Below are 24,735 nucleotides of genomic sequence, written 5' to 3'. Positions count from 1 at the left end.
CATTTGTCAAATTAATCTAGGTAATATACCATTGTCTACATAACTCAAAAATACTTCCGATGATGTTTTATAGTTTAATAATTTTCTAGGAATATTATTTCTTTTAGATGCGATAGATTGGATGAAAGATTCTTCAACTTTGCTGAAATCCATTTGTTTAGGTAAGCCATCTTTACGTAATAACTCATCATAACGTTCATTTAAACCTTGTTTTTATGTTGTTCCTGGATTAACAAAATAACTATCAATATCATTTCGATTGCTGATTGATTTCCAATTAGAAAACTCTTTACCACAATCGAATGTGATTGTTTTAAATAGATGGCATGAAAACTTTTTAAACCAATTATTTAAACTCTTTTCGATATCTTTTGCCCGCCTACCTATTGGTTTTAACGTAATAATAACTTTTGATAGTCTTTCAAAAAATGTAATAACAACAGTTTTATGGGCTTTCAAAACAAAAGGTTGACTCAAAAGTATCAGAATAGAAAAAATCCCATGAAATCCGTTAATTACAACGTTGATTTCATGGGTTTTCTATTTTTATAGTTGAGTGATTTTTATTTAAAAAGTTACTTTTGGATCAGCCTCTTCATTATTAAAGAGTTAATAGACCCTCTTCAAAAGCTTTGTAAACAGTATAGATATTCTCTTTTGCTCGTTTCAATTGTTTCGCAAGGCAGTCAATAAAGAAATAGGTATTTTTTCATAAATAACGCATATTTTTTCTTATTTTTTATAATGCATTGACTTATTGATGTTCTTCCTGAGAATAATAGCAATAAATAACTTCACATTTTACTAAAAAAGAGCGTATTGGTACATTAGCTACTATAATCATGTAGCAATTTACACCAATACCCTCTTCAAATATAGCATTATTTAAATACTTGATTATTTCAAAAGTCTATTTTCCCTCAAAAACAACTTTTTCTGGTAGTTTATAATTCCCAATACTTTCTCCATCAGCAAGTAAGGCCTCTTCAAAATCTGCAATACTCAAATCAATTTTCCTTGAAAGATCAAACACAATATGTAACATATCATGAAAATACATAGAATTTCCTTGTTCAAAGTACTCTTTATATTCTTTTGAGGTATTACCAAACCCTGTTTCTTCTTCAAACTTACGCGATTCTTTTAAATAAATTGAAAAGTTTTCCTTTGTATAAATCGCAAAATGATTAAAGATTTCAATGGCTAAACATAGGTCTTGATACCACAAGTCATAACTTTTTTTAGCTAATCCACCTTTTGCTTCTATTAAATGAAATTTATCATCACGTAAATACTGTGTGATTAGCATCTCAATATTTAAACTAATACCTGTATATGATACATTATTAAACTGGAATTGTTTTAAATCTTCCAGCTCACCAAGCAAACTTTGTGGGGTGAATTGTCTGTTTTCCATACTCTTATACACTTTTTTTTGTTCAAACATACTATTTCCTCCTACAGCTTTATTCTACTCCTTCATTATAACCCACTACTAACAAATCAACTACTTATATCTTTTTATTTAACCGGATATTTTATCGCATTCTTAACTAATTTCTTTTCAATAATATCATCTATATCAAACCCTAATTTATCAGCTAAGGTGTATGAGTAAATCAATACATCAGCTAGTTCTTCTTCTAACCTTTCTGTCTGCTTTAGTGCTTCTTCATTATCTAACCATTGAAACAATTCTAGTAACTCACTTGCTTCTAAAGATATAGAAATTGCGAGGTCCTTTTCTTTACTATTATGATGCCAACCTCTTTCATTTCTAAATGCATTTATTTTATCCATTGAATTCATTATTTACTCTCCTTATTCTGTCTTTTTTCTATTATAACAAATAATAAAAAAGCCTAGACAAATTTACTAGACTTTCTCAATTAATATTTAACTAAAACTTTTCCTTCTTTATCTTTTACTAAATGTACATCGCATATAAAAACACCTTGTGGAGCAAAAAAAACACTAGTTAACACAATTGTCAGTATATTCAATGAATCATTTTCTTTGATATTTAAATCACGAATGCCATCTACTATCTTTTCTTTTAATTCTTCTAAAACGTAAGATAACTTACTTTCATCACTTAGTTTCTCTTCTACATTTTTTAAGAACAAATCATAATTATCTTTAGTTACAAATAGATGTTCTAACTCATTTATCATATTTCTTCCTCCTAATAAATAATTTATGTAACAACTGTAACTCTAAGTCATGACAAAAAGTAGATGAATATTTGAAAGTTTATAGGAACGCCGATTGTAAAATTAAGCTAAACAACTAAAAAAATCATTTGTGATACACTCAAATTGTCTTTCCAACCAAAGAAAACAAGGAGAGTGATTACAAATGACCTATATACATCTGACTACAGACGAGCTAGTTTTGATAGAATCTTATTACTATCAAAATAAAAAAGGAACATACATTGCGAAACAATTGAAACGAGCAAAACAGACTATTTATACTGTTTACAAAGCTTTTGACGAGGGGCTAGCTGCACTAAATTACTATAAAAGATACAAAAATAATAAAAAGAATTGCGGCAGATGTCCTATTTCTTTATCTGATAATGAAACAGAATACATTAAAAAGAAGGTTGTTCAAGGATGGACTATAGATATCATTATTGGTCATGCTAAGTTTACTATTTCATGTTCTCTCAGTGCTCTTTATAGATTATTTAAGCAAGGACTGTTTGATTTGACTGTATTACCTATGAAAGGTAAAAGGAAAGCAAATGGTTATAAAGAAAAAAGAGACAAACAAGCCTTTAAAAGAACCATCCATCAACGTCATAAGGATTATCAACTCTTTAATAATGAATTGTGTCACCTTGAAGGTGACACAATTGTTGGAAAAGATCATAAAATTGCTGTTATCACACTCGTTGAAAGACTATCGAAAGTGAATATTACGTTAAAACCAATAGGCAGACGAGCAATAGATATCGAAAATAGTTTAAATAATTGGTTTAAAAAGTTTCCATGCTATCTATTTAAATCAATCACATTTGATTGTGGTAAAGAATTTTCTAATTGGAAATCAATCAGCAATCTAAATGATATTGATAGTTATTTTGCCGATCCAGGAACACCCTCACAACGAGTTTTAAATGAACACTCTAGTAGTTTATTACGTAAAGATGGCTTACCTAAACAAATGGATTGCAACAAAGTTGAAGAATCTTTTATCCAATCTATCGCATCTAAAAGAAATAATATTCCTAACAAATCATTAAACTATAAAACGCCATTGGAAGTATTTTTGAGTTATGTAATTTGTCATCTGTATTTAGGTGCGAGAACGATATGATACTGACATTTCCATGTTGTGAGTAATAAACTTTGATTACCCTTTTTCATAAGTCACCTACTATATGATTGATAAGTTGTGGGCGGAAAACCTAATCTATCTTATCATTTTAGGAGGATTTTTGAATACCATGCTAAAAGCTCTCTAGAACCACCCGCATAGCAGGTGGTTTTCAAAACATATAAAAAAAGATCTAGAAAACTATAAAGCTTTCTAGATCCTAAATTCTAACGTTTGAACTCTTACCAACACTAGTTGACAAAGAGCCCCTATTATTGGTTTGCAACGATATAATCAACTGCTGCGCCAACTGTTTCAATTTTTTCTGCATCTTCATCAGAAATTTCTGCATCAAAGACATCTTCTAATTCTAAAACAAATTCCATAATGCTAATTGAATCTGCATCTAAATCTTCTTTGATATTTGTTGTTTCATTCACTTTATCTTCATCTACTTCAAAGTGTTCAACGATAATTGATTGGATTTTACCAAATACTTCATCTCTAGACATGTAAGTTCCTCCTTTTATTAAGCCACTCACTCTACTTAGTATTTTACTTGTAAATGCTTTTTTTGTCTATGCTTGATGCTCATCAAAATAAGCAACTAAATTATTTACTACATCTTTTTCAAGCATCGTATGGATTTGTCTAATTGTGTGTCTCACCGCATCTGGCCCTGTTGAGCCATGTGTTTTAACAACAGGTGCTTTGACACCAAACAAGACAGCTCCGCCATGATTTGAGTAGTCCATTTTTTGTTTTAATTCTTTTAAGCTATCTTTTAATAGCAATGCACCCATTTTGCCTTTTAATCCACTATCTAAAATTGATGATTTTAAATTACTCATAATGGCTTGAGCTGTTCCTTCAATGGATTTTAACACGGCATTTCCAGTAAACCCATCTGTCACAACCACATCTGCGACACCATTAAATAAATCTCTTGCTTCAACATTTCCAACAAAATTTAAACTTGGTTCTTCTTTTAATAATTCAAATGCTTTTTTCGTTAGCTCGCTTCCTTTAGTATCTTCCGTCCCATTGTTTAAAAGACCGACACGAGGATTTTTCACGCCACGAACTTGACTAGCATAATAAGAAGCTAAGATACCATATGTTAATAAATGTTCCGGTTTATTATCAGCGTTTGCTCCCATATCAATAAAATCAAATCCAGCCCCTTTTCCACCTGTAAAAACTGGCATCGTTGTCATCAGTCCTGGACGTTCAACTTGTTTGATACGTCCAACAACAAACAGCCCAGCTGCTAAAAGAGCCCCCGTATTACCTGCAGAAAACAACGCGTCTGCTTGTTTTTCTTTAACAGCTTGGGCAGCTAAGACCATTGAGGATTGTTTTTTTCGTCGAATCGCTTTAACTGGCTCATCATCGCTTTCAATTTTTTCATCTGTGTGAATAATCGTAATATTTTTATCGTCTGTCACATATTCTTTAATCGCTGATTCTTTTCCAAATAATAAAAATTCAATATCTGGAAAATCTTTTTTGGCTAACATCACACCTTCAACAATGGCTTTTGGTGCGTTGTCTCCGCCCATAGCATCTACGGCTATTTTCATGATAAGATTCCTCACTTTTTTACAATTTAGGTTTATTATAGCATGTTAATCTAAATGATTTAATTGATATGTTGTGCTCTTGATACTCTTAGCTAATGGTGCAAACGATTTATCCTGTACCCAATCAGGCGTTTTCCAAAGACTGATGGCTTCTTCTCTTGCTGTTTCTAACATAATAAAATCAGCTACCATATCCCCAACTTTAAATTCAGGCAAACCAGATTGTTTGGCGCCGAAAAAGTCTCCAGGACCTCGCATTTCCAAATCTTTTTGACTCAATACAAAACCATCTGTCGTTTCAGTCATGATTTTCATTCGCTCTTTACCTTGCTCACTCTTTGGATTAGCTATCAACACACAATAAGACACTTTTTTCCCACGTCCAACACGTCCACGTAACTGATGAAGCTGGGCTAAACCAAAACGGTCTGCATCAATAATAACCATCATGGTAGCATTCGGGACATTTACTCCAACCTCAATAACAGTTGTTGAAACCAATACTTGTGTGTCGTTGTCTTTGAACTTTTGCATGATGGCGTCTTTTTCATCAGCCTTCATCTTGCCATGTAATAAATCAACATGATACGTCGGAGAGAAAAAGGTAGATAAGTGCTCGTAAATTTCCGTTGCATTTTTCACATCTAACATCTCTGACTCTTCAATCAACGGACAAATCACATACGCTTGTTGCCCTTGTCTTACTAACTCACGCATAGTTTCTAAAATACTATCCAATTGTTTTGGCAATGCCCAACGTGTTTCGATGGGTTTTCGTCCGGCTGGTAACTCATCAATAATCGAAACATCCATTTCGCCATAAGTTGTGATGGCCAACGTTCTAGGAATTGGTGTCGCTGTCATAAACAACACATCTGGATGATTGCCTTTTTCTCGTAATATTTTTCGCTGATTCACACCAAAACGATGTTGCTCATCTGTGATGACAATACCCAAATTAGAAAATTGTACTTCTTCTTGGATTAAGGCATGTGTCCCAACTAAAATATCAATTTCACCTTCTGCTAGTTCAGCTAATATTTGACGACGTGCTTTCGCTTTTGTCGAACCAGTTAATAACGCTACTCTAACTGGTGTATTTTCAAACAATTCACTTAGACTTTCCATATGTTGTTCTGCTAAAATTTCTGTTGGCACCATTAATGCTCCTTGATAGGATGCCGTGTAAGCGGCAAACAAAGCAAGTGCTGCTACCATTGTTTTTCCACTCCCTACATCTCCTTGCAGTAAGCGATGCATGTGATAGGGACTTCTCATGTCAGCACAAATTTCGTTGACAACTCGTTTTTGAGCATTCGTTAATTCAAACGGTAACGTCTTAATAAACTGTTTCAATTCATCCACATCATATAAAATAGGATTACCATGTTCTTTGGCTGTTTCTTCTTCTTTTAGTTGAATCATCTTTAATTGGAATAAGAAAAATTCTTCAAAAGCTAGTCGCCTTTTTGCTAAACGATTTTCTTCAATTGATTCTGGAAAATGCATGGCTCTAACAGCTTGTTGTTTAGGCATCAGCTTATATTTGTCCAATAAATAATCCGGTAAGTTTTCTTCAACCAACTCACCGTACCCTTCAAACCCCTGTTTAATCAGTTGAACCAGTGTTTGTTGTTTGATATGTTTATTCACACTATAGATGGGAGTAAACTCTTCTTCTTGCTGCTGTGTCGCCATTATTTTTAGGCCTGTTAACGACTTTCTCTTTGCGTCCCATTTACCAAAAACTGCAATTTCCTCTGACGAACGAATTTTATTTTTTAAAAAGGGTTGATTGAAAAACGTCACAGTTATAACAGCCTGCTCCACCATCATTCGAAAAACTAAACGGCTTTTTTTATGCCCATAGTAATTGACTACCCCATCAGAAATGGCAATACCTTTTAAGACTACTTTTTCTTGATCACTAATTTCTTCTAACTTTTTTTCTTGGATATCGTCATAGCGAAACGGATAATGTGTCAGTAAATCATTAATCGTTTCTATGTGTAATGTTTTGAGTGTCTCCACACGCTTTGGGCCAACACCACTAAGTGTCGCGACACTATCACTTAACTGTTTCACTTTGACTCCTCCTTTTTAACTGTAAAAAAAGTCAAACCAATGTTTGACTTTTTTATCTTATTCAGCTGCAAATAAATATGGATAAACTGGTTGATCTCCTTGATGAATCTCAACTTCTAAATCACTATCCATTTCAAGCAACGCTTCTTCTAATAATGATGCTTCTTCACTTGTTCCATCTTCACCAATTAAGATTGTCACAATTTCAGTGTCATCATCAATCATTTGTTTTAATGTTTCTAAACTTGCATCAAAACGACTTGGCATTGATACCACAATTTTCCCTTCAACCATGCCCAAGTTATCGTCTTTTTTAATTTCAACGCCATCAATGCTTGTGTCACGAACAGCCGTTGTGACTTGACCGCTTGTTACACCATCAAGCATTTCTAACATGTTTTTTTGATTTTCTTCAAGTGATACTTGATCATTAAATCCTAATAGTGCCGTCATTCCTTGAGAAATTGTTTTTGATGGAATCACGATCGTTGGCACATCACTCACTTCAGCGGCTTGATCAGCTGCCATGAAGATATTTTTATTATTAGGTAAGATAATCACGTTTTCAGCGTTCACTGATTGGATGGCTAACATAATATCCTCTGTGCTTGGATTCATTGTTTGTCCACCACTAATCACGTGATTAACACCCATGCTACTAAACAAGTCTTGAACCCCTTTACCAGCAGCAATTGAAATAATACCATAAGGTACTTTTTCTTTTGGTTCTTCTACAGCTGGTACACTTGGAGTATCAAGTAATGATTCATGTTGCAAGCGCATATTATCCACTTTGATTTTGATTAATGAACCAAATTTTTGACCATAATTCATGACTTCACCAGGTTGCTCTGTATGAACATGAACTTTGATGATTTCATCATCGGCTACAACTAATAATGAATCACCAATTTCATTTAAGTAATTTCTAAATGTGTCATAATCAAACGTACTATCAACTGTTGGTCCTTCACCAATTTTTACCATGATTTCTGTACAGTAACCAAATTTAATGTCTTCAGTTGACATATGGCTTTGAACACTGCGATGATGTTCAGCATTAACCATCTCTTCCATTTGAGCTGGTGATGGTTGATAAATTTCACTTTCAACTACTTTGCCAGATAAAGACTCAACGAAACCTTCATAGATAAAAACAAGTCCTTGTCCACCACTATCGACAACGCCAACTTCTTTTAAGACAGGCAACATATCAGGTGTTTTAGCTAACGCTTTTTTAGCACCTTTAAGAGCAGCTTCCATGACTTCTAATGCATCATCACTCTCTTTTGCTTTTTTCTCAGCGGCAATCGCAGCACCTCTAGAGACAGTTAAAATTGTTCCTTCAACAGGTTTCATCACTGCTTTATACGCAACTTCTACACCATTTTTAAACGCATCTGCTAAGTCTTGTGCGTTTAATTCTTCTTTATCTTCAATTTTTTTTGAGAATCCTCTAAATAATTGTGACAAGATAACGCCAGAATTTCCACGAGCACCCATTAAAAGGCCTTTAGATAAGATTGCGGCTAATTCTCCAACATGTTCCGTTGTTGCCTCTCTAACAGCTTTTGCTCCACTAGTCATCGATAAATCCATATTTGTTCCCGTATCACCATCTGGTACAGGGAAAACATTTAAAGAATTGACAAATTCTGCGTTTTGGTTCAGTCTGTTGGCGCCGACTTGTACCATTGCTTGAAATTGCCCTCCGTTGATTGCTTTTAGTTCCACTAAAATGTTCCTCCTCGTATGTTTAACACTTAATAGCACATGATTTTATTCAGGTTGCACACGCACGCCTTGGATAAAAACATTTACTGAATTTGCAACAACGCCAAGCATTGTTTCAAGATTGTATTTGACTTTTTCTTGCACATTACGACTTACTTCAGAAATTTTTGTTCCGTAGCTTACCATAATGTACACATCTACTGCTACACCGTTTTCTTCTTGGCGTACTACTACCCCACGAGAATAGTTTTCTTTACCTAAAATATCATTTAAATTGTCTTTAATTTGATTTTTGCTTGCCATACCAACGATCCCGTAAATATCTGTGGCAGCACCACCGACAACTGTTGCTATAACATCATTTGAAATTTCAATGGTTCCAGCTTGTGTTTTAATTTTTACAGCCATTTTACTACCTCCTCAAAGTCAGTATTACCCATTATCATTCTTTAGTTTATCATAAAGACGATTTTTATTAAAGAATAATTATCTTTAAACGCTTATAACATCACTCTTATTGTAACTTTATCATATTTTTTATTGCTTTTTGTTTCTTTTTATGATAAATTATTTTAGTATGATTAATAGAATCGTAAAAATGCCAGCAAAGCAAAGGAGGGAATATCATGGCAAAACAATGTTATATAACTGGTCGTAAAGCAAGAACTGGTAACAACCGTTCTCACGCAATGAACGCATCTAAACGTACTTGGGGAGCTAATCTTCAAAAAGTTCGTATTTTAGTTGACGGTAAACCAAAAAAAGTTTGGGTTTCTGCTCGTGCTTTGAAATCTGGTAAAGTTGAACGCGTTTAATAAAATAGATATTAAAAAAGCAACCTAACTAGAGGCTGCTTTTTTTATTTGTCTTTAGATTGAATGACACACATGATGCCACTTGAAAACGAAAACCTTGTCGTTTTACCAACGAATTCATTACTTGCATAGGAAGTTGGTTGCATCACATCAACATCATCTAAACGATACTTCGCATCATATAAAGATAAATGTGTCATAGGTGTTAAACAAACATATGCTAAATATTTTTTATCTGGCTCTTTTTCAAGAGTATAATCTCCTGGCAGAAAATAAGAAATCGTATTTTGATTGTCTTTTATCACAAGCCTTGTAGTGACTGATTTAAAGCGATCTTGCAATGGCAACCATAGATTAGCTAGAAAATGATCTATTCGCCCACCAGTGCCACCTATTAGGATGATTTTAGCGTCTTCTGATAGTTCACTAGCGACAGAAATACCAATTTCAGTATCCGTTTCATCTTTTTCAGCTGGGTATTGTGTCACTTTTTCTACATGTTCTTTAACATAAGAAAGTTCTTCAGAACTTAGTGAGTCAAAATCACCTACCGCCACATCAACAGATAAGCCATGACGAACACCTTCGTAAGCTCCCCTATCAACCCCAATAATATGACTTGCTTCATCAAATATATCCATGCTTGGCCATAATGATTTATCACTACCGGCCAACACAATAACCGACTTTTTCATTACTTACCTGCTTCTTTTAATTTTTTAATCGGCTCAGCGACATCATCATATTTATAAACATATGATCCGGCCACTAACACATCTGCTCCTGCTTTGACACATTCTTTTGCAGTCTTATCATCCACGCCACCGTCAACTTCAATTTCATAAGTGTATCCATTAGCTTGTCGTAACTCTGCTAGTTCACTTACTTTATCTAAACATTCTAAGATGAATTTTTGACCACCAAATCCTGGATTAACTGTCATCACTAAGACTAAATCAACCATTGATAAAACAGGTTTAATCACTTCAACTGGTGTTCCTGGATTAATGACAACTCCAGCTTTTACGCCACTCGCTTTAATTTGTTGAATGACACGGTGTAAATGAGTCGTACTTTCAGCATGAACTGTAATAATATCAGAACCAGCTTTTACAAACTCATCAATAAAACGTTCCGGATCTACTATCATCAAGTGAACATCAAAAATTAAATCAGTCATAGGACGAATAGATGAAATAAGTGCTGGACCGAACGTAATATTTGGAACAAATTGTCCATCCATTACATCAATGTGAATATAATCTGCTCCAGCTTTATCAACACGTTTAACATCTTCTCCCAATTTTGAAAAATCTGCGCTTAATATTGATGGTGCTATCTTTACCATAGTTTTTCCTCACTTTTATTTATTTTTTTTATATACTGGTTTTCGGTTATTAATCTCATCATAAAATTGTAAATAGTGATCATATCGACTAGCTAATATTTCACCAGTTTCAACTTTTCTCTTCACTTCACATTTTGGTTCATGACGATGTTTGCATTCTCTAAATTTACAGTAAACCGACGCTTCAACAAATTCTGGAAAACGTTTCGGCAATTCATCTAATGTCATTTCTAAGAAATCAATCGAACTAAAACCAGGAGTATCTGCTACTAATCCGTCAAATAAATCAATCAGTTCAACATGTCTCGTTGTATGGCGACCTCGTCCCAAACTTTCGGAAATCTCTCCTACTTTTAATGATAAATCTGGTGATAATTGATTTAACAAAGTTGACTTACCTGCCCCTGATTGTCCCATAAACACCGTTAACTTATCTTTAAAAAAATCTGTTAAATCTTCTAAAGATTCTTTCTCTGCAAGTAAAACAGGGTAACCAATCTGTTCATAGTCTTTCTGGATTTCTATCATCTCTTGCTTCACATCATCACTAGCTAAGTCCATCTTCGTAACATAAATAATAGGCGCAATATCTTTTTCAGATAACGTAACCAAAAATCGATCCAATAGATTAGTAGAAAAATTAGGTTCCACACAGCTCGATACAACGACACCTTGATCAATGTTAGCAACAGGTGGTCTAACTAAATCATTTTTTCGTTCATAAACATCTAAAATATAGCCATCTGTTTCATTTGTACTTTCAAATTCTACCCAATCACCAACAAGTGGTGTAATATTTCGATTTCTAAAATTCCCTCGCGCTCGTGTTTGATAACGCTTGCCTTTATAGTCAATGTAATAAAAACCACTTAACGCTTTACAGATTTGTCCTTTAGGCATTTACTTCCTCCTTTGATAATCACATTATTCTATGTGTTATTGTACCATATTTTTACACCCTTTTTCTTTTTTTATACAGACTTATATAGACAGAACATACATTACACAAATACAAAAAAGCAATTATCGACATCATTACTACGATATCAATAATCACTTTTTAATCATTCTAAATATCTATTCTTTTTTCTCTTTTGGTTCACTTTGACTTGGCTTGGTATTTCCATTATTTTGATTTTGTTGATTATTATTTTGGTTTCCTTGATTTTGATTAGTTTGATTTCCGTCTCCAGAATGTTGTGTCGTTTCAGTAGAATCTGTTGTGTCGCTTGAATGTTCTGTTGAACTACTTGGTTCAGTTTTCACAGGTTCAGGTCCTAATGAATAAACTACTGTAATATAATCACCTTTTTTAACTGGTGTTCCTCCAGCGGGTGTTGTGTATAGAACTTGTCCTTGTGGAACAGAGGAACTATAATCCTGTCCTTCACTTCGTAATAACAATCCTTCACTATCAATATATCTAGCTACTTGGTCTCGTGTGTATCCTGTCAAATAAGCAAGCGAAAAGCTATCCGGACCTTTACTAATAGTTAATGTAATTTTTTCATTTTCAGGAACAATTTCTGTTCCAGGTTGAATACTTTGTGACATAACATTATCTTTTTCGACATCACTAGAAGCTTCCTGTTTTTCACTAATGTTATTTTCTTTAAATCCAAATTTTATTAGCGCTTGTTTTGCTTCATTTTTTGACATTCCCTCAACATCCATCATCGAGACAGATTTTTTACCCGAACTGATATACAGAACAATTTCTCCCTTTTGCTTGATTTTAGATCCAATAGGTGGTTGTGTTTTAACAACACGTCCTTCTTCTATTTTATCATCAGAAATTGTCTCTATTTTAGGATTAACTTTAATTTTCTTTGCTTCTAATGCCTTAATCGCTTCAGACTGTGGCATGTTTTCTATATTAGGAATAGTCACCTCATCTTGCTTAGTTCCTAATGCGAATAATCCAATACCTATCACAACTAGTATACCAAGAATAGCAGCAATTGCCTTTCCTCTTTTTTTCGATCGAGGTTTGTCATTTGATGTTTCATCATTTTGACTATGTAAATCCAAATCAGATTCTTCTAATGGCATTTTTGATACGACTGGTTCAGGTTCTTTAACAGGAGTTAACATGATTGTCTCATCTGTCATAGAACTTGGTGCGTAAACTGGTTCATTTGCTCTTTCAGGGCTTAGAGAAGTACTCAAATCTGAATACATGTCATTGACTGTTTTGTATCGATCAGACACTTCTTTCGCTGTTGCATGAAGCACAACATTTTCTAATGCCTGAGGAATACTTGGATTATATTGACGGACTGATGGCACATCTTTTTGGAAGTGTTTCAATGCGATTGAAACAGCTGATTCTCCTTCAAAGGGCACCTGTCCTGTTAACAACTCATAGAGAATAATCCCTAAAGCATAAATATCTGATTGCCTAGTCGACATACCACCTCTTGCTTGTTCTGGTGATAAATAATGAACAGAACCAAGCAGTGTATTAGTTTGAGTTAAAGATGTCTCAGATAACGCGATTGCAATACCAAAATCAGTAATTTTCACATTGCCTTGTTCATCAACTAAAATATTTTGCGGCTTCAAATCTCGGTGAATAATGCCATGTTCATGGGCAAGTGAAACAGCTGACAAAATTTGTTCCATCATATAAACAACCGTATCTAATGGGATTGGGGAATAGTTACGAATATAGTGTTTTAAATCTGTTCCTCGAACATATTCCATGACAATATACTGCATGCCATTTTCTTCACCAACATCATAAACACTCACAATATTGGGATGAACCATTTCTGTTGCTGCTAGTGCTTCACGTTGAAAACGTCGAATTGCATTTTGGTCATCTTGAAAATCAAAACGCAATACTTTAATTGCAACTTCACGATTCAAAATCAGATCTCGAGCCAAATAAACATTTGCCATACCACCGCTACCAATATTACCAATTATTTCATAGCGTCCCCCTATTTTTGTTCCTATGTTTATCATGGTGTATCCTCCTGTAAGTCATCGTCAAAATCGATTATTAACACCGTAATGTTATCTGTTCCACCTGCTATATTAGCCAGTTCTATCAATTTTTCCACTCGATTTTTTAATAGTGAATCCGTCAACATAACTTCTTTAATTTCGTCATCGGTTAACATATTTGTCAATCCATCAGAGCATAGTAAAATCATGTCCTGTGGCTTAAATGAGATAAGAGAAATATCTACTTCCACTTCACCTGGTACGCCGATTGAACGAACCAAAATATTTTTCTTAGGATGATTTTGTGCCATTTCTGCTGAAATTTCACCTGTTTTTATCAATTCATTCACTAATGAATGATCATCTGTTAATTGCTTAATTTCCTCATCACGAACAATATAAGCCCGGCTATCGCCCACATGCGCTAAAATTAATTCATCTTCTAAAATAACCGTGGAAACGATGGTTGTCCCCATACCAAACATCTCTGGGTTTATACTTCCTTGATCAAAAATTCGTGCATTTTCTTCTTGTATATGATCGACTAACCAATCACACACATCATCTTTTTGAGTTAACATGGTTTCTTCCCAAACTTCGCCTAATCCAGTAACAGCAAGATAACTTGCTGTGTCTCCAGCTTGATGTCCACCCATTCCGTCAGCTACAATAGCTAACGTAATATTTTTTTTATTTTTATAGACACCAACAGTATCTTGATTATTTTTTCTCTTACGTCCTACACTCGTTTGGAATTCAATTTGCATGTTTACACTCCCTTAATCTATGTTTTTCGTTTGAAACAACTGATGAAAAATCCATCTGTATGGTAATGATGTGGGTATAATTGTAACTGTTTCTGGTGATAACTTTTTTCTAGTTCCTCTGATCCAGAGACATCTATCAACTCAAATTCAGGGTGTTTGTTTAAAAACTTCTCTACCACATCTTTATTTTCTTCATGAGTTAACGTACATGTACTATACGTAATTATACCGCATTGTGATACTTTTGACACAATACTTTCTAAAATTTCTAATTGAATCCGTTGCAAGTTCATAAAATCTTCAGGAGTTTTATGATATTTAATATCTGGTTTTCGACGTAATAATCCTAAACCTGAACACGGTGCATCAATTAGCACTCGGTCAAAACAATCATCTGGAAAGTTATTTTTCACTTCTCTTGCATCTAGTAATATCGCCTCAACAACATCTTCAACATGTAATCTTTCTGCATTTAACTCGATCAATTTTATTTTATGTTGATGGATGTCTAATGAAATCACTTTACCACCTTTATCCGCTTCTAAGAAAGTGGCGATGTGTGTTGTTTTCCCACCAGGTGCTGCACAGGCATCTAGCACAGTATCATTTACATTGATTTGCATACTTGGTGCCACTAACATAGAACTTTCATCTTGAATGGTCATTTTTCCTTCTTTAAACAATGAGCTACTTGCTAAAAATCCTTTTTCAGCAACCACTCCATAAGGTGAAATCTGACTTTCCTCTACTTCTAATCCTTCCTCTCGCAACACGTTAATCGCTTCATCTCTTGCAATGACTCGTGTATCTATTCGTGCACTCACATGGCTTGGTGTCAAAAGTGATTCTCCTAGTTGTTTTGTCTCTTCAAATCCAATATCGTCTATCAAACGTTTGGTTAACCATAAAGGCATACTAATTTCCATTGATAAACGTTCTACATCATCTTTAATATCATCTATAGAAGGCACTCCATGACGTTGAATGTTACGCAATACGCCGTTAACAAATTTTCCAATACCAGGATTTCCTTTTGCTTTAGCAATCGTCACAGCGTCATTAAAAATACCATACTCAGGAACTTTATCCAGATAAAGCATTTGATACATTGATAGGTATAATAATTGTTTTACCCACATATCGACTTTTTTAGCTTTTTTAATAAAAGGAGCTAAATAATACTCTAATGTCAATTGACGACTGATTGTGCCATAGACAATTTCTGTCATCAAACGGGCATCTTTATCAGATAGCTGATGGCGTTTGATTGCTTCATTGATTAAAACATTTGAATAAGCTTGGTTATTGGCAATTTTCGTTAGTAAATCTAACGCTGTATAACGAGCTGTATGTTTAATGTGTTTTGGTACTTGTTTTTGTTTACTCAAGAACGTCTCCTACTTCCACTGTTTTTCCGATTCCATTTAGAAAATCTGTCACACTTAATTGGCCTTTTCCTGCTGGTTGGATAGTATTTAATTGTAAAATACTTTCCTTGCCACAAGCTATTTGCAAGCTATGTTTATCTTTAAAAATAATCGTCCCTGGAGATTTGTCTGTGGTTTTATCTTGTACTGGTTGCACGTCCCACAATTTCCACCTTTTGTCTTGATACATCGCGTAAGCTACCGGCCATGGACGCATTCCTCTAACTTGGCAGTCGATTTCTTGGGCTGTTTTATTCCAATTAATTCTTTCTTCTTCCCGTGAAATATTTGGAGAAAAACTAACGAGTGATTCATCTTGCGGCGTTGGTGTCATCTTGTTAGCTAATAAATCTGGCAATATTTTTAACAACAATTCTTTCCCTAATAAGCTTAATTTTTCAAACATTGTTCCAACATCATCTGTATCTAATATAGGAATGGCTTCTTGGGCTAAAATATCTCCTGCATCCATTTTTTTAATCATTTCCATAATTGTGACACCCGTTTCTTTGTCACCATTGATGATTGAATAGTGAACAGGTGCTCCTCCACGATACTTTGGTAATAATGATGCATGGACATTAATCGCACCAAATTTAGGAGCCTTTAACAAGCGTTCAGGTAAAAATTGACCGAATGCTGCCGTGACGATTAAATCTGGATTAAGAGCGATAATCTCTTCTATTTCAGTTGATTGACTGATTTTTTCTGGTTGATATACTGGTAATTTTAAATCAAGAGCTGCTTGTTTTACTGGAGGCGGAGTTAACACACGTTTTCTTCCGACTGGTCTATCTGGTTGAGTTACAACACCAACCACATCATACCCTTCACTCACTAATCCTTCTAAAATTGGCACTGAAAACGCCGGTGTTCCCATAAATATTATTTTAGTCATAACCATGTTCCTCCATGTAATCAATTAATTCATCTGGTGATAGTCTTTCTATTATTTTATCAATAAATAGCCCACCATCCAAATGTTCTATCTCATGCTGCATCACACGCGATAAATAATCTGAGGCCTCAACCTCAACTTCATATCCTTCTCTGTCAACAAATCTCACTGTAATATCATCAAATCTCTCCACTGTTCCATAAACTTCCGGAAAACTTAAACACCCTTCGACATCGATGGTTTTTCCTGATTTTTTTATAATTTCTGGATTAATCATCTCAAAGATACCTGATTCGTCATCTATATGGACAATAGCCACTCGAGATGATACGCCAACTTGGTTAGCTGCAAGTCCTATTCCATCCTTTTCAAGCATAATGGCATGCATTTCATCTAATAAATCTATCAACTCATCATCAATTTCTGTCACTTTTTTTGTCGGGGTAGTTAATACAGTGTTAGGATATTTTATTATGTCTCTCATGTCAAACTCCTTTATTTTAAGCACTAAATAAAATGCTGTGGTTCCATATCGATACTAACGCGCAAGCCGCTTCTAATATCTTTTTGACTCTCTTGTAATATTTCTTCTAGTACTCGCCCTAAATTTTCTTCAAATCGATATTTTATAACCGTTTGATAAAAGTAACGACGATTCATCCTTGCCATTGGTTTTGGTGTTGGCCCTAAAATGACGGCTTGTGGGGTTAAGGCTTGTTTGATTTTATTTGCTATCTCGTGCATTTTTTTTGCTGCTTGAAGCTCTTCTTCATGGCTCACCACAAGTTGTACGGTGTAATAGTAAGGTGGGTATTTCCCTTGTCTTCGCAAATTCATCTCATGATGATAAAATGCTTCGTAATGCTGATTTTTTGCTAAAGTAATCGCGTAATGTTCTGGGTTAAAGGTTTGAATAATCACTTTACCTAGTTTTTCTCCACGTCCGGCACGACCACTTACTTGTGTTAATAATTGAAACGTCCGCTCACTTGAACGAAAATCGGGTAGATTTAATGCTGTATCTGCATTTAACACACCAACTAACGTCACATTCGGAAAATCTAGTCCTTTTGCTATCATTTGTGTGCCAAGCAAAATATCTGCTTCTTTGGCTTCAAATTTTTGTAATAGCCGTTCGTGACTCCCTTTTCTACGTGTTGTATCAACATCCATGCGTAAAATTCTAGCATCAGGTAATAATTGTTGCAGTTCTTCTTCGACTTTTTGTGTCCCTGTCCCATAATAACGAATTTTTTTACTATCACAAATTGGACAACATTGTGGAATACCTTCTTCATGGCCACAATAATGACACTTCATTGATTTTGTATCCATGTGAAGCGTTAATGAGATATCACAGTTTGGACAAGGCAACACATAACCACAATCTCGACACATCATAAAGGAAGAATACCCACGACGATTTAACATCAAAACCGACTGCTCTTTTTTCTCTAGACGCTCAGTCAATTCAGTTAATAAAGGTGCTGAAAAACTACCTGTGACACCTTGTTTCAACTCACGTCGCATGTCTACCACTGATACAGTTGGTAAAACAGCATTGTCCGAAGCTCGTTTGGTTAACTGCAACAAGTGATACACATTTTTTTGTGCCCTTGCTCGTGATTCTAAAGATGGGGTCGCACTTCCAAGTAACACTGGACAATGATGATACTCCCCACGCCAAATTGCTAAGTTTCTAGCATGATATCTCGGTGATTCATCTTGCTTGTAACTTGTTTCATGTTCCTCATCAATAATAATTAACCCGATATTTTCTAAAGGAGCAAATACTGCCGATCTTGCTCCAACAACAACTTGAGCTTCTTTACGTTCTATTTTACGCCATTCATCGTATTTTTCACCTTGAGATAAGCCACTATGTAACACTGCGACTTTATCACCAAAGCGTCGTTTAAATCGCGTCACGGTTTGAGGCGTTAAAGAAATTTCAGGAACTAACATAATGGCTGTCTTTCCTTCGTCTAAAACATTTGAGATTGCTTGAAGATAGACTTCTGTTTTCCCACTACCAGTGATCCCTTCTAATAAAAACACCTCATTTTTATTTTCAGACGTAGCTTCTGTCACTCTATCTAGCGCAACTTGTTGCTCATCATTTAAAACTAGTGCTTCATCTTGCTGAAATACTCTATTTTTATAAGGGTCGCGGTACACTTCTCGTTCTTCTTCCAACAGCCAACCTAATTCAACTGCTTCCTTAATAACTTGTCGTGATAAATCATGCTCTTCAACTAATTCTTTCACTGAAAACTCACCTTCTTGAGCGTCAATAAAAAAATTAAGTAATCGATGCTTTTGATGTGCATTTTTTCTAGTATTTACTTGAATATCTAATAGCATTTCTCTAGGTAAATTGGCTTGCACGACTTTCATTGTTTTAACTTTATTTTTAGTCGTCACTTCATAGCGAACATCGACACAACCTGCTTGTCTTAACCGGTGTAATTCTGACAAATAGGATGATTCCTTGATTTCTTCCCAATCTCGTTCTCCAAGTCCTAAAAAAACCTCTTCTTCTATGCGTTGTGGCACATCTTTTATCGCTACTAACCACTTTTTGTATGTCGAACGCATCACACTTGGTAACATCGTTTGCAAGCACGTAATTTTAAATGCAAAGGTGGTTTTTGCCATTTCATCTGCTAGTTGAAGTAATTCGTCATTAACAACTGGATGCAAATCTAAAACACCTACTAAAGGTTTTAATTGATCACTATCTTCTGTTTGATTATTTAAGAAATCAACTCCTACAACAAACCCTTGTATGTGGCGATTTCCATTTCCGAACGGTACTTCAACGCGCACACCAACTTCAACTGCCTCATCAATTTCTTGTGGCACAAGGTAGGTAAATGGCTGATCTGTTTGCATGGTTGGAACATCAACTATCACGTGTGCTATCTTTGACATTTTTTCACCTTCTATCGAATAAAAAAACCCAAGAGGTCTATCTCTTAGGTTTTTTATTTACATTTTTTTCTCAAATTGGATACGTGCTTCAAGTTCTTGATGTTCACGGCGTTTTAATGCTTTTTTTTCTTCTTCTTGTCTTCTAAGTAATTCTCTTTTTAGCTCTGGGTTTGGGTCAATAACCACATCTCCCACAGCGATTTCTTCTAACGCACGGCCAACATTTTTAACTGAAACAAATTTATCTGGTTCAATCATTGGTTGAGCACCTTCGTCTAGTTCATGTGCTCTTTTACTTGCTAAAATAACCAATGAATATTTTGAATCGACTTGCTCTAATAATGAATCTATTGATGGATATAACATAGTTTATAACTCCTTTAACATATTTTCATAACGATCAATCACATGGTTCACACGGTAATGCTCGCTTTCAATAATTTTTTTAATCCGTTGCACTGCTAATTCAACCTCATCGTTGACTACCGCATAATCATAATGACGCATCATTTCGATTTCTTCTTTTGCTTTAGTCATTCGTTTTTCAATAACTGCTAACTCATCTGTTCCACGATTAACGATTCGTGCTTTTAATTCACTAAAATCTGGAGGGGTTAAAAAAATAAAGACACCATCTGGTATTTTTTCTTTGACTTTCATGGCTCCTTGCACTTCAATCTCTAAAAAGACATCTTTACCTTCGTCTAGTGTCTTATTAACATAATCAAGTGGTGTACCATAATAATTTCCAACATACTCAGCATATTCTAACATCTTACCTTCAGAAATTAACTGCTCAAACTCGTCTTTTGATCGAAAGAAATAATCCACACCTTCGACTTCACCTTCGCGTTTATTGCGTGTTGTCATTGAAATAGAATACTCAAATTGATTGTCATCTTTTTCAAATAACGCTTTTCTGACAGTCCCTTTTCCTACGCCGGATGGACCGGATAATACAATTAATAACCCTCGTTCTGGCATCGTGTCGTCCTCTCACTTACAATTTTCTTAGTTTACCTTCTATAATGCACCCTAAACTTTGTTTTTGCAAGTATCTATGAGAATTTTTATCAATTATTCAATATTCTGAACTTGTTCTCTAATCTGTTCAATCAACGTTTTCAATTGAATCACACTAGATTTAACATCTAAATTAGTTGACTTTGATCCAATTGTATTGACTTCACGATTCATCTCTTGGATTAAAAAATCTAGTTCTTTCCCAACTGGTCCTTCTTTTCTTAGTAATTGTGCCATAGAATTCAAATGCACATTCAATCGATCCAATTCTTCAGAAATATCACTCTTATCCACTAAAATAGCCACTTCACTTAATAACCTAGACTCATCAATAGGAGTATCGGTCATCAAGTCCATCATTTTTTGTTTCAGTTTATCGTAATATTCTTGTTTTATGGTCTCTATTTTTCTTGATATCCTTGATATCTCTTGCTTAATTAAATCAATGTATTCATAAAAAAACGATTGAAGGCCCTCACCTTCAATTTGTCTACTTACATTTAGTGCTTCTAGCGCTTGCTTAAATACGGCTAATAAATCTACTTCAATATCATTTATCACATCATTTTTTTCTACTACCTCAACTAATGATGGATGTAATATCCCACCTTCTAAAAAGCGTTCTGCAGAAAAAGGTTGTTCTTTGTAGCGATGAAATTCAGCCTCACTTAAATCTTTTACTAGTCTATCTAATACTTTCCAGTTAATCGTTAACTCTTGAGATGATGAGCTTTCCCTTGTTAACGTGACGAAGCATTCTACTCTTCCTCTAGATAATTGATTTTTTAGTACTTTTTTCATCTCCATTTCAAGATGATTATACTCTCTTGGTAAACGAACTTGTGTATCTAAAAAACGGTGGTTGACTGATTTTATCTCAACCACTATCTGATAATCTTCTCTTTGACATTCTCCATGCCCATAGCCTGTCATACTCTTCATATTTTACCCCTACATGTTAGTTAGAGTTTCTTTTAATACAGCAAACTCTTCGTTAGTTAACGTTATGCCTTTTCCCATTTTTTCATGATTGGGTGCCCAATCACGTAAATCAAATTTTGCTGGTCGATTATTCCAGCTAATAAGATTTAATTCTTTTGTCCATCCTTTATTATTTTCAGATAATACGGCAATTTCTTCCAAAATTTCATAAGAAAATTCTTGACTCATATTTTTCTCTCCTTTAAAAAATGAATAAATAACGCTTGTAAGACTGGTTTCCAACTAATATCAAATAGCCTACCAATTATTTCTACTTTTGTTTCAATCAAATGATAATTATATGTCAAAACAGTTTTTTCAGACAGTGGGACAGTTTGTTTCACATAATCTGCTAACCATTCACTAAGTGATAAAAGCATTTGATCGTTGACGTCATCATTTTTCTCATTAAATACTGTGACAATTTCATCTGATAATTCATCTATAGCATATACTCTTGAAGGATCTACCGATAATATACGGGCAGTCTCTTCTAACAAATAAATGCTAAATAATTCTGGTTGAACATGATGTTGAACCATCCATCGAGGGGTTACTTTCTTACCTAACTGTTTAATAGCTTCTTGTGATTTAAGATACATTAAAAAATGTTTAGTTAATTTCACCGCTTCTTTTTTATAGTTATTTGGTTCTAGAGCATACCAATTTCCCTCATATCGGTGGAAAGTTCTCATTGTATCCAAATAGCCTAGTTGCATATTCCAGATAGCTCGTTCTTTATCAAATAATAACACCGTGCCTAATCCCCATTTACTACTAATCGTAATCTCACAAATATCACGAGGGGTTTTTACAGGTTTAATAACACCCGGCCCTTTCACATCAATTACAATTAATTCTTTTGCTCCATGATTAAGCAAGATATCTTTAGGTATATTATTACGATAACCACCATCTACATAATACTGTCCATTGATTTCACATGCCCTCATCGCAGGGTAAAATGATGATGTAGCTAATAGCCATTTACTTAATTCATCCTTTGGTACATCTTTTAATGACTTCACTGTCTCTTCCATTTTTGGTGCATGAGTTGTCACAAAATAAAAATCAATTGGTTTTTTATCTGGATCAAACATTCGGTCTTCATCAATCATCATTTCAATCATATGGTACAAAGGTGTACTATCAGCGCCGTTTTCTTTTAGTGCGGATAAAGTAAGATTTTTGACACCTTGAATCAAGTTTTCTCTTGTTTTATTTTCTTTATCACCAAGCGATAAGTTTAATATTTTATTTGTCGCAATATCACGCCACATATCTTCAGCGTCATGTAAATTACCTTGTACCATAAACGCTCCATTTAATGCACCTACTGATGTTCCACTGATCATACTATAGGTAACACCTAACTCTTTTAACGCGCGCCATGCACCTATTTGATAAGATCCCCTAGCACCACCACCACCTAAAACAATTCCAGTATGATAGTTTACGTGATAATAATACCCTGGTTTGGGATGATTTTTTCTAACAAAACCTAAATCTAACAATTTATTTTTGACCAATGAAACATCCGAAAAATCAGGTAAATACACTTCTGATAAAAGACGACTCTTGGCAATCTCATCAAGCAACATCATACATTCACTAAATCCAAATAAGTAGGACGTACTCACAATATTTGTTACACAAAAAATATTATCCTTAATTTCACCATCACACACAGCCAATAATTGATTTCCTTTATACCATCCAACTACTAGATAATCATCTCGCAATGAAAGACTATTTTTATAAAGTGCTTTTAATGCTTTTTTATGACTATTTTGAAATGGTAACCACTCTTTAGTTTGATAACGACTTAATTTATATAAATCTGATGGAAGCCACTCTTTTAACATTCTTTCACCACCTTTTCACGTTTTTTCACAAATATTCCATTGTTTTCACTACTATTATTTGTTTGACTAACCTATCTCTGCTCCGTATAATAAAAGAAAGAAAGACTTAAAAGGAGAATGACTGATGATAAAAAAGCAACCGTCTACAAAGCCTAATAAAGAAAATCATGTCAAAAAGTTTACTCGTTTTATCTCCCGTTCATCACAGAGATTTATTTCTTCTTTTTTAGATGATGAGTCAGAAAAGGAAAAGCATTTAGCTCTTATCCAGCAACAAATCAGTAAAGCCATACTTCAAAAGAGTCTGGTGGTTCTTCAATATCAAGAGCCATCACAAGCTAGTTATGAAACACTTGTTGGCAGAATTTATCAACATGCGATTAATCGCAATGCCTTAGTCATTAAATTACAAAAATCGAATGAAATCCGTATGATTTCAGCTAACTATATAAGGAAAATATCCATCATCCACCCTAATCATTCTCAAAATTTATCAATTAGTAAATAAACGAAACGACAACAGTTGTTTCGTTTATTTTATTTTTCTAAAATAATCTGAGCAAAGGCTACTTTGTCTGTATGAGTAATGGACACATGAACCTTCCCTTCAAATATAGACTGATACACTATTGGTCGACCACTTTCTTCTGATAACACCTCAATATCTTGAAATCCTACTTTTCCAATTCCTGTCCCATACGCTTTTGAGAAAGCTTCTTTACACGCAAAACGCCCCCCTAGAAATTCTGTTTGTCTCTTTATTTTTAACGTTTCAAATATTTCCAACTCATGAGACGTTAGCACACGAGAAATAAATTTTGGATTATTCTTTATAATATCTTCTATGCGATAGAGCTCTACAGCATCTATACCAATTCCTATAATCATAATTGGTGCTCCTTTTCGATGATAATGTTATTATAACGACATTAAAACAAAAAAGCGAATAGAATCATTTTATTACAAATAAAAAATACCAATCTAATCTTATTAGATTGG

General features: G+C 34.4%; 26 protein-coding genes and 1 pseudogene. 3 read left to right on the top strand and 24 right to left on the bottom strand.

The genetic code is table 11. From position 1 onward, the window contains the following. Positions 1 to 6 precede the first annotated feature (6 nt). The 4 genes and pseudogenes from BHY08_RS10630 to BHY08_RS00820 form a co-directional block, all read right to left on the bottom strand. Positions 7 to 450, bottom strand: a pseudogene (locus tag BHY08_RS10630) (IS30 family transposase); the annotation flags it as partial. Positions 451 to 910: 460 nt separating this feature from the next. Further along, a complete protein-coding gene (locus tag BHY08_RS00830) occupies positions 911 to 1,447 on the bottom strand; it encodes a hypothetical protein (RefSeq protein ID WP_071456062.1) in 537 nt (178 codons plus the stop codon). A 74-nt stretch (positions 1,448 to 1,521) separates the two neighbouring features. Beyond that, positions 1,522 to 1,809 (bottom strand): nucleotide pyrophosphohydrolase, encoded by a 288-nt coding sequence (locus BHY08_RS00825; protein ID WP_071456061.1) that lies wholly within the window; start codon positions 1,807 to 1,809, stop codon positions 1,522 to 1,524. Positions 1,810 to 1,889: 80 nt separating this feature from the next. Further along, a complete protein-coding gene (locus tag BHY08_RS00820; protein WP_071456060.1) occupies positions 1,890 to 2,174 on the bottom strand; it encodes a hypothetical protein in 285 nt (94 codons plus the stop codon). 184 nt (positions 2,175 to 2,358) lie between these two features. On the opposite strand from BHY08_RS00820, the gene BHY08_RS00815 reads away from it, so the two are divergent. Further along, complete coding sequence (locus BHY08_RS00815; RefSeq protein ID WP_071456059.1) at positions 2,359 to 3,324, top strand: IS30 family transposase; 966 nt, start codon at positions 2,359 to 2,361, stop codon at positions 3,322 to 3,324. 272 nt (positions 3,325 to 3,596) lie between these two features. On the opposite strand, the gene acpP is transcribed toward BHY08_RS00815, so the two are convergent. The 5 genes from acpP to BHY08_RS00790 all read right to left on the bottom strand — a co-directional run bounded on the left by acpP (position 3,597) and on the right by BHY08_RS00790 (position 9,134). Continuing rightward, a complete protein-coding gene (gene acpP, locus BHY08_RS00810) occupies positions 3,597 to 3,836 on the bottom strand; it encodes an acyl carrier protein (RefSeq protein ID WP_071456058.1) in 240 nt (79 codons plus the stop codon). A 66-nt stretch (positions 3,837 to 3,902) separates the two neighbouring features. After that, complete coding sequence (gene plsX, locus BHY08_RS00805) at positions 3,903 to 4,907, bottom strand: phosphate acyltransferase PlsX (RefSeq protein WP_071456057.1); 1,005 nt, start codon at positions 4,905 to 4,907, stop codon at positions 3,903 to 3,905. A gap of 45 nt (positions 4,908 to 4,952) precedes the next feature. Then, the gene (recG, locus tag BHY08_RS00800; RefSeq protein WP_071456056.1) at positions 4,953 to 6,992 is read right to left on the bottom strand and encodes an ATP-dependent DNA helicase RecG; all 2,040 of its coding nucleotides are present in this window, start codon (positions 6,990 to 6,992) and stop codon (positions 4,953 to 4,955) included. 57 nt (positions 6,993 to 7,049) lie between these two features. Then, on the bottom strand, positions 7,050 to 8,726 hold the full coding sequence (locus BHY08_RS00795; protein WP_071456055.1) for a DAK2 domain-containing protein: 1,677 nt from the start codon (positions 8,724 to 8,726) through the stop codon (positions 7,050 to 7,052). A 45-nt stretch (positions 8,727 to 8,771) separates the two neighbouring features. Next, the gene (locus BHY08_RS00790) at positions 8,772 to 9,134 is read right to left on the bottom strand and encodes an Asp23/Gls24 family envelope stress response protein (protein ID WP_071456054.1); all 363 of its coding nucleotides are present in this window, start codon (positions 9,132 to 9,134) and stop codon (positions 8,772 to 8,774) included. A 218-nt stretch (positions 9,135 to 9,352) separates the two neighbouring features. Between BHY08_RS00790 and rpmB the strand changes: the two genes are divergently transcribed. After that, positions 9,353 to 9,541: a 50S ribosomal protein L28 gene (gene rpmB / locus BHY08_RS00785; RefSeq protein ID WP_071456053.1), complete on the top strand. Its 189-nt coding sequence runs from the start codon at positions 9,353 to 9,355 to the stop codon at positions 9,539 to 9,541. 44 nt (positions 9,542 to 9,585) lie between these two features. Here rpmB and BHY08_RS00780 read toward each other — a convergent pair whose 3' ends face one another. The 14 genes from BHY08_RS00780 to BHY08_RS00715 all read right to left on the bottom strand — a co-directional run bounded on the left by BHY08_RS00780 (position 9,586) and on the right by BHY08_RS00715 (position 23,736). Beyond that, positions 9,586 to 10,236, bottom strand: coding sequence for a thiamine diphosphokinase (locus BHY08_RS00780; protein WP_071456052.1), 651 nt, complete (start codon positions 10,234 to 10,236; stop codon positions 9,586 to 9,588). Continuing rightward, the gene (gene rpe, locus BHY08_RS00775; RefSeq protein ID WP_071456051.1) at positions 10,236 to 10,889 is read right to left on the bottom strand and encodes a ribulose-phosphate 3-epimerase; all 654 of its coding nucleotides are present in this window, start codon (positions 10,887 to 10,889) and stop codon (positions 10,236 to 10,238) included. The genes BHY08_RS00780 and rpe overlap by 1 nt, the downstream gene beginning before the upstream one ends. A gap of 15 nt (positions 10,890 to 10,904) precedes the next feature. Further along, positions 10,905 to 11,789: a ribosome small subunit-dependent GTPase A gene (gene rsgA, locus BHY08_RS00770; RefSeq protein ID WP_071456050.1), complete on the bottom strand. Its 885-nt coding sequence runs from the start codon at positions 11,787 to 11,789 to the stop codon at positions 10,905 to 10,907. A gap of 177 nt (positions 11,790 to 11,966) precedes the next feature. Beyond that, complete coding sequence (gene pknB, locus BHY08_RS00765) at positions 11,967 to 13,859, bottom strand: Stk1 family PASTA domain-containing Ser/Thr kinase (RefSeq protein ID WP_071456049.1); 1,893 nt, start codon at positions 13,857 to 13,859, stop codon at positions 11,967 to 11,969. Further along, the gene (locus BHY08_RS00760) at positions 13,856 to 14,608 is read right to left on the bottom strand and encodes a Stp1/IreP family PP2C-type Ser/Thr phosphatase (RefSeq protein ID WP_071456048.1); all 753 of its coding nucleotides are present in this window, start codon (positions 14,606 to 14,608) and stop codon (positions 13,856 to 13,858) included. Before BHY08_RS00760 ends, pknB begins: the two co-directional genes overlap by 4 nt. Positions 14,609 to 14,625: 17 nt before the next feature. Beyond that, positions 14,626 to 15,996 (bottom strand): 16S rRNA (cytosine(967)-C(5))-methyltransferase RsmB, encoded by a 1,371-nt coding sequence (gene rsmB / locus BHY08_RS00755; RefSeq protein WP_071456047.1) that lies wholly within the window; start codon positions 15,994 to 15,996, stop codon positions 14,626 to 14,628. Further along, on the bottom strand, positions 15,989 to 16,933 hold the full coding sequence (gene fmt / locus BHY08_RS00750; RefSeq protein ID WP_071456046.1) for a methionyl-tRNA formyltransferase: 945 nt from the start codon (positions 16,931 to 16,933) through the stop codon (positions 15,989 to 15,991). Before fmt ends, rsmB begins: the two co-directional genes overlap by 8 nt. Then, positions 16,926 to 17,417, bottom strand: coding sequence for a peptide deformylase (gene def / locus BHY08_RS00745; RefSeq protein WP_071456045.1), 492 nt, complete (start codon positions 17,415 to 17,417; stop codon positions 16,926 to 16,928). Before def ends, fmt begins: the two co-directional genes overlap by 8 nt. A 23-nt stretch (positions 17,418 to 17,440) precedes the next feature. After that, entirely contained in the window at positions 17,441 to 19,867 is a 2,427-nt protein-coding gene (gene priA, locus BHY08_RS00740; RefSeq protein ID WP_071456044.1) for a primosomal protein N', read from the bottom strand. 57 nt (positions 19,868 to 19,924) lie between these two features. Then, the gene (gene rpoZ, locus BHY08_RS00735; protein WP_071456043.1) at positions 19,925 to 20,233 is read right to left on the bottom strand and encodes a DNA-directed RNA polymerase subunit omega; all 309 of its coding nucleotides are present in this window, start codon (positions 20,231 to 20,233) and stop codon (positions 19,925 to 19,927) included. Between the two features lie 3 nt (positions 20,234 to 20,236). After that, positions 20,237 to 20,851 carry a guanylate kinase gene (gmk, locus tag BHY08_RS00730; protein ID WP_071456042.1) on the bottom strand — a complete coding sequence of 205 codons (615 nt, stop codon included), beginning with the start codon at positions 20,849 to 20,851 and terminating at the stop codon, positions 20,237 to 20,239. A gap of 93 nt (positions 20,852 to 20,944) precedes the next feature. Continuing rightward, positions 20,945 to 21,832: a YicC/YloC family endoribonuclease gene (locus BHY08_RS00725; RefSeq protein ID WP_071456041.1), complete on the bottom strand. Its 888-nt coding sequence runs from the start codon at positions 21,830 to 21,832 to the stop codon at positions 20,945 to 20,947. A 9-nt stretch (positions 21,833 to 21,841) separates the two neighbouring features. Next, positions 21,842 to 22,060 (bottom strand): YdbC family protein, encoded by a 219-nt coding sequence (locus BHY08_RS00720; protein WP_071456040.1) that lies wholly within the window; start codon positions 22,058 to 22,060, stop codon positions 21,842 to 21,844. Beyond that, the gene (locus tag BHY08_RS00715; protein ID WP_071456039.1) at positions 22,057 to 23,736 is read right to left on the bottom strand and encodes a patatin-like phospholipase family protein; all 1,680 of its coding nucleotides are present in this window, start codon (positions 23,734 to 23,736) and stop codon (positions 22,057 to 22,059) included. The genes BHY08_RS00720 and BHY08_RS00715 overlap by 4 nt, the downstream gene beginning before the upstream one ends. A gap of 124 nt (positions 23,737 to 23,860) precedes the next feature. On the opposite strand from BHY08_RS00715, the gene BHY08_RS00710 reads away from it, so the two are divergent. Continuing rightward, on the top strand, positions 23,861 to 24,244 hold the full coding sequence (locus BHY08_RS00710; protein ID WP_071456038.1) for a hypothetical protein: 384 nt from the start codon (positions 23,861 to 23,863) through the stop codon (positions 24,242 to 24,244). A gap of 29 nt (positions 24,245 to 24,273) precedes the next feature. On the opposite strand, the gene acpS is transcribed toward BHY08_RS00710, so the two are convergent. Further along, positions 24,274 to 24,624 carry a holo-ACP synthase gene (gene acpS / locus BHY08_RS00705; protein ID WP_071456037.1) on the bottom strand — a complete coding sequence of 117 codons (351 nt, stop codon included), beginning with the start codon at positions 24,622 to 24,624 and terminating at the stop codon, positions 24,274 to 24,276. Between the last annotated feature and the right edge of the window lie 111 nt (positions 24,625 to 24,735).

This window comes from Vagococcus teuberi, from assembly GCF_001870205.1.
In the GTDB taxonomy this organism is placed as follows: Bacteria; Bacillota; Bacilli; order Lactobacillales; family Vagococcaceae; genus Vagococcus; species Vagococcus teuberi.
The sequence above is the reverse complement of the archived record's forward strand: the minus strand, read 5'-3'. Positions and strand labels throughout refer to the sequence as shown.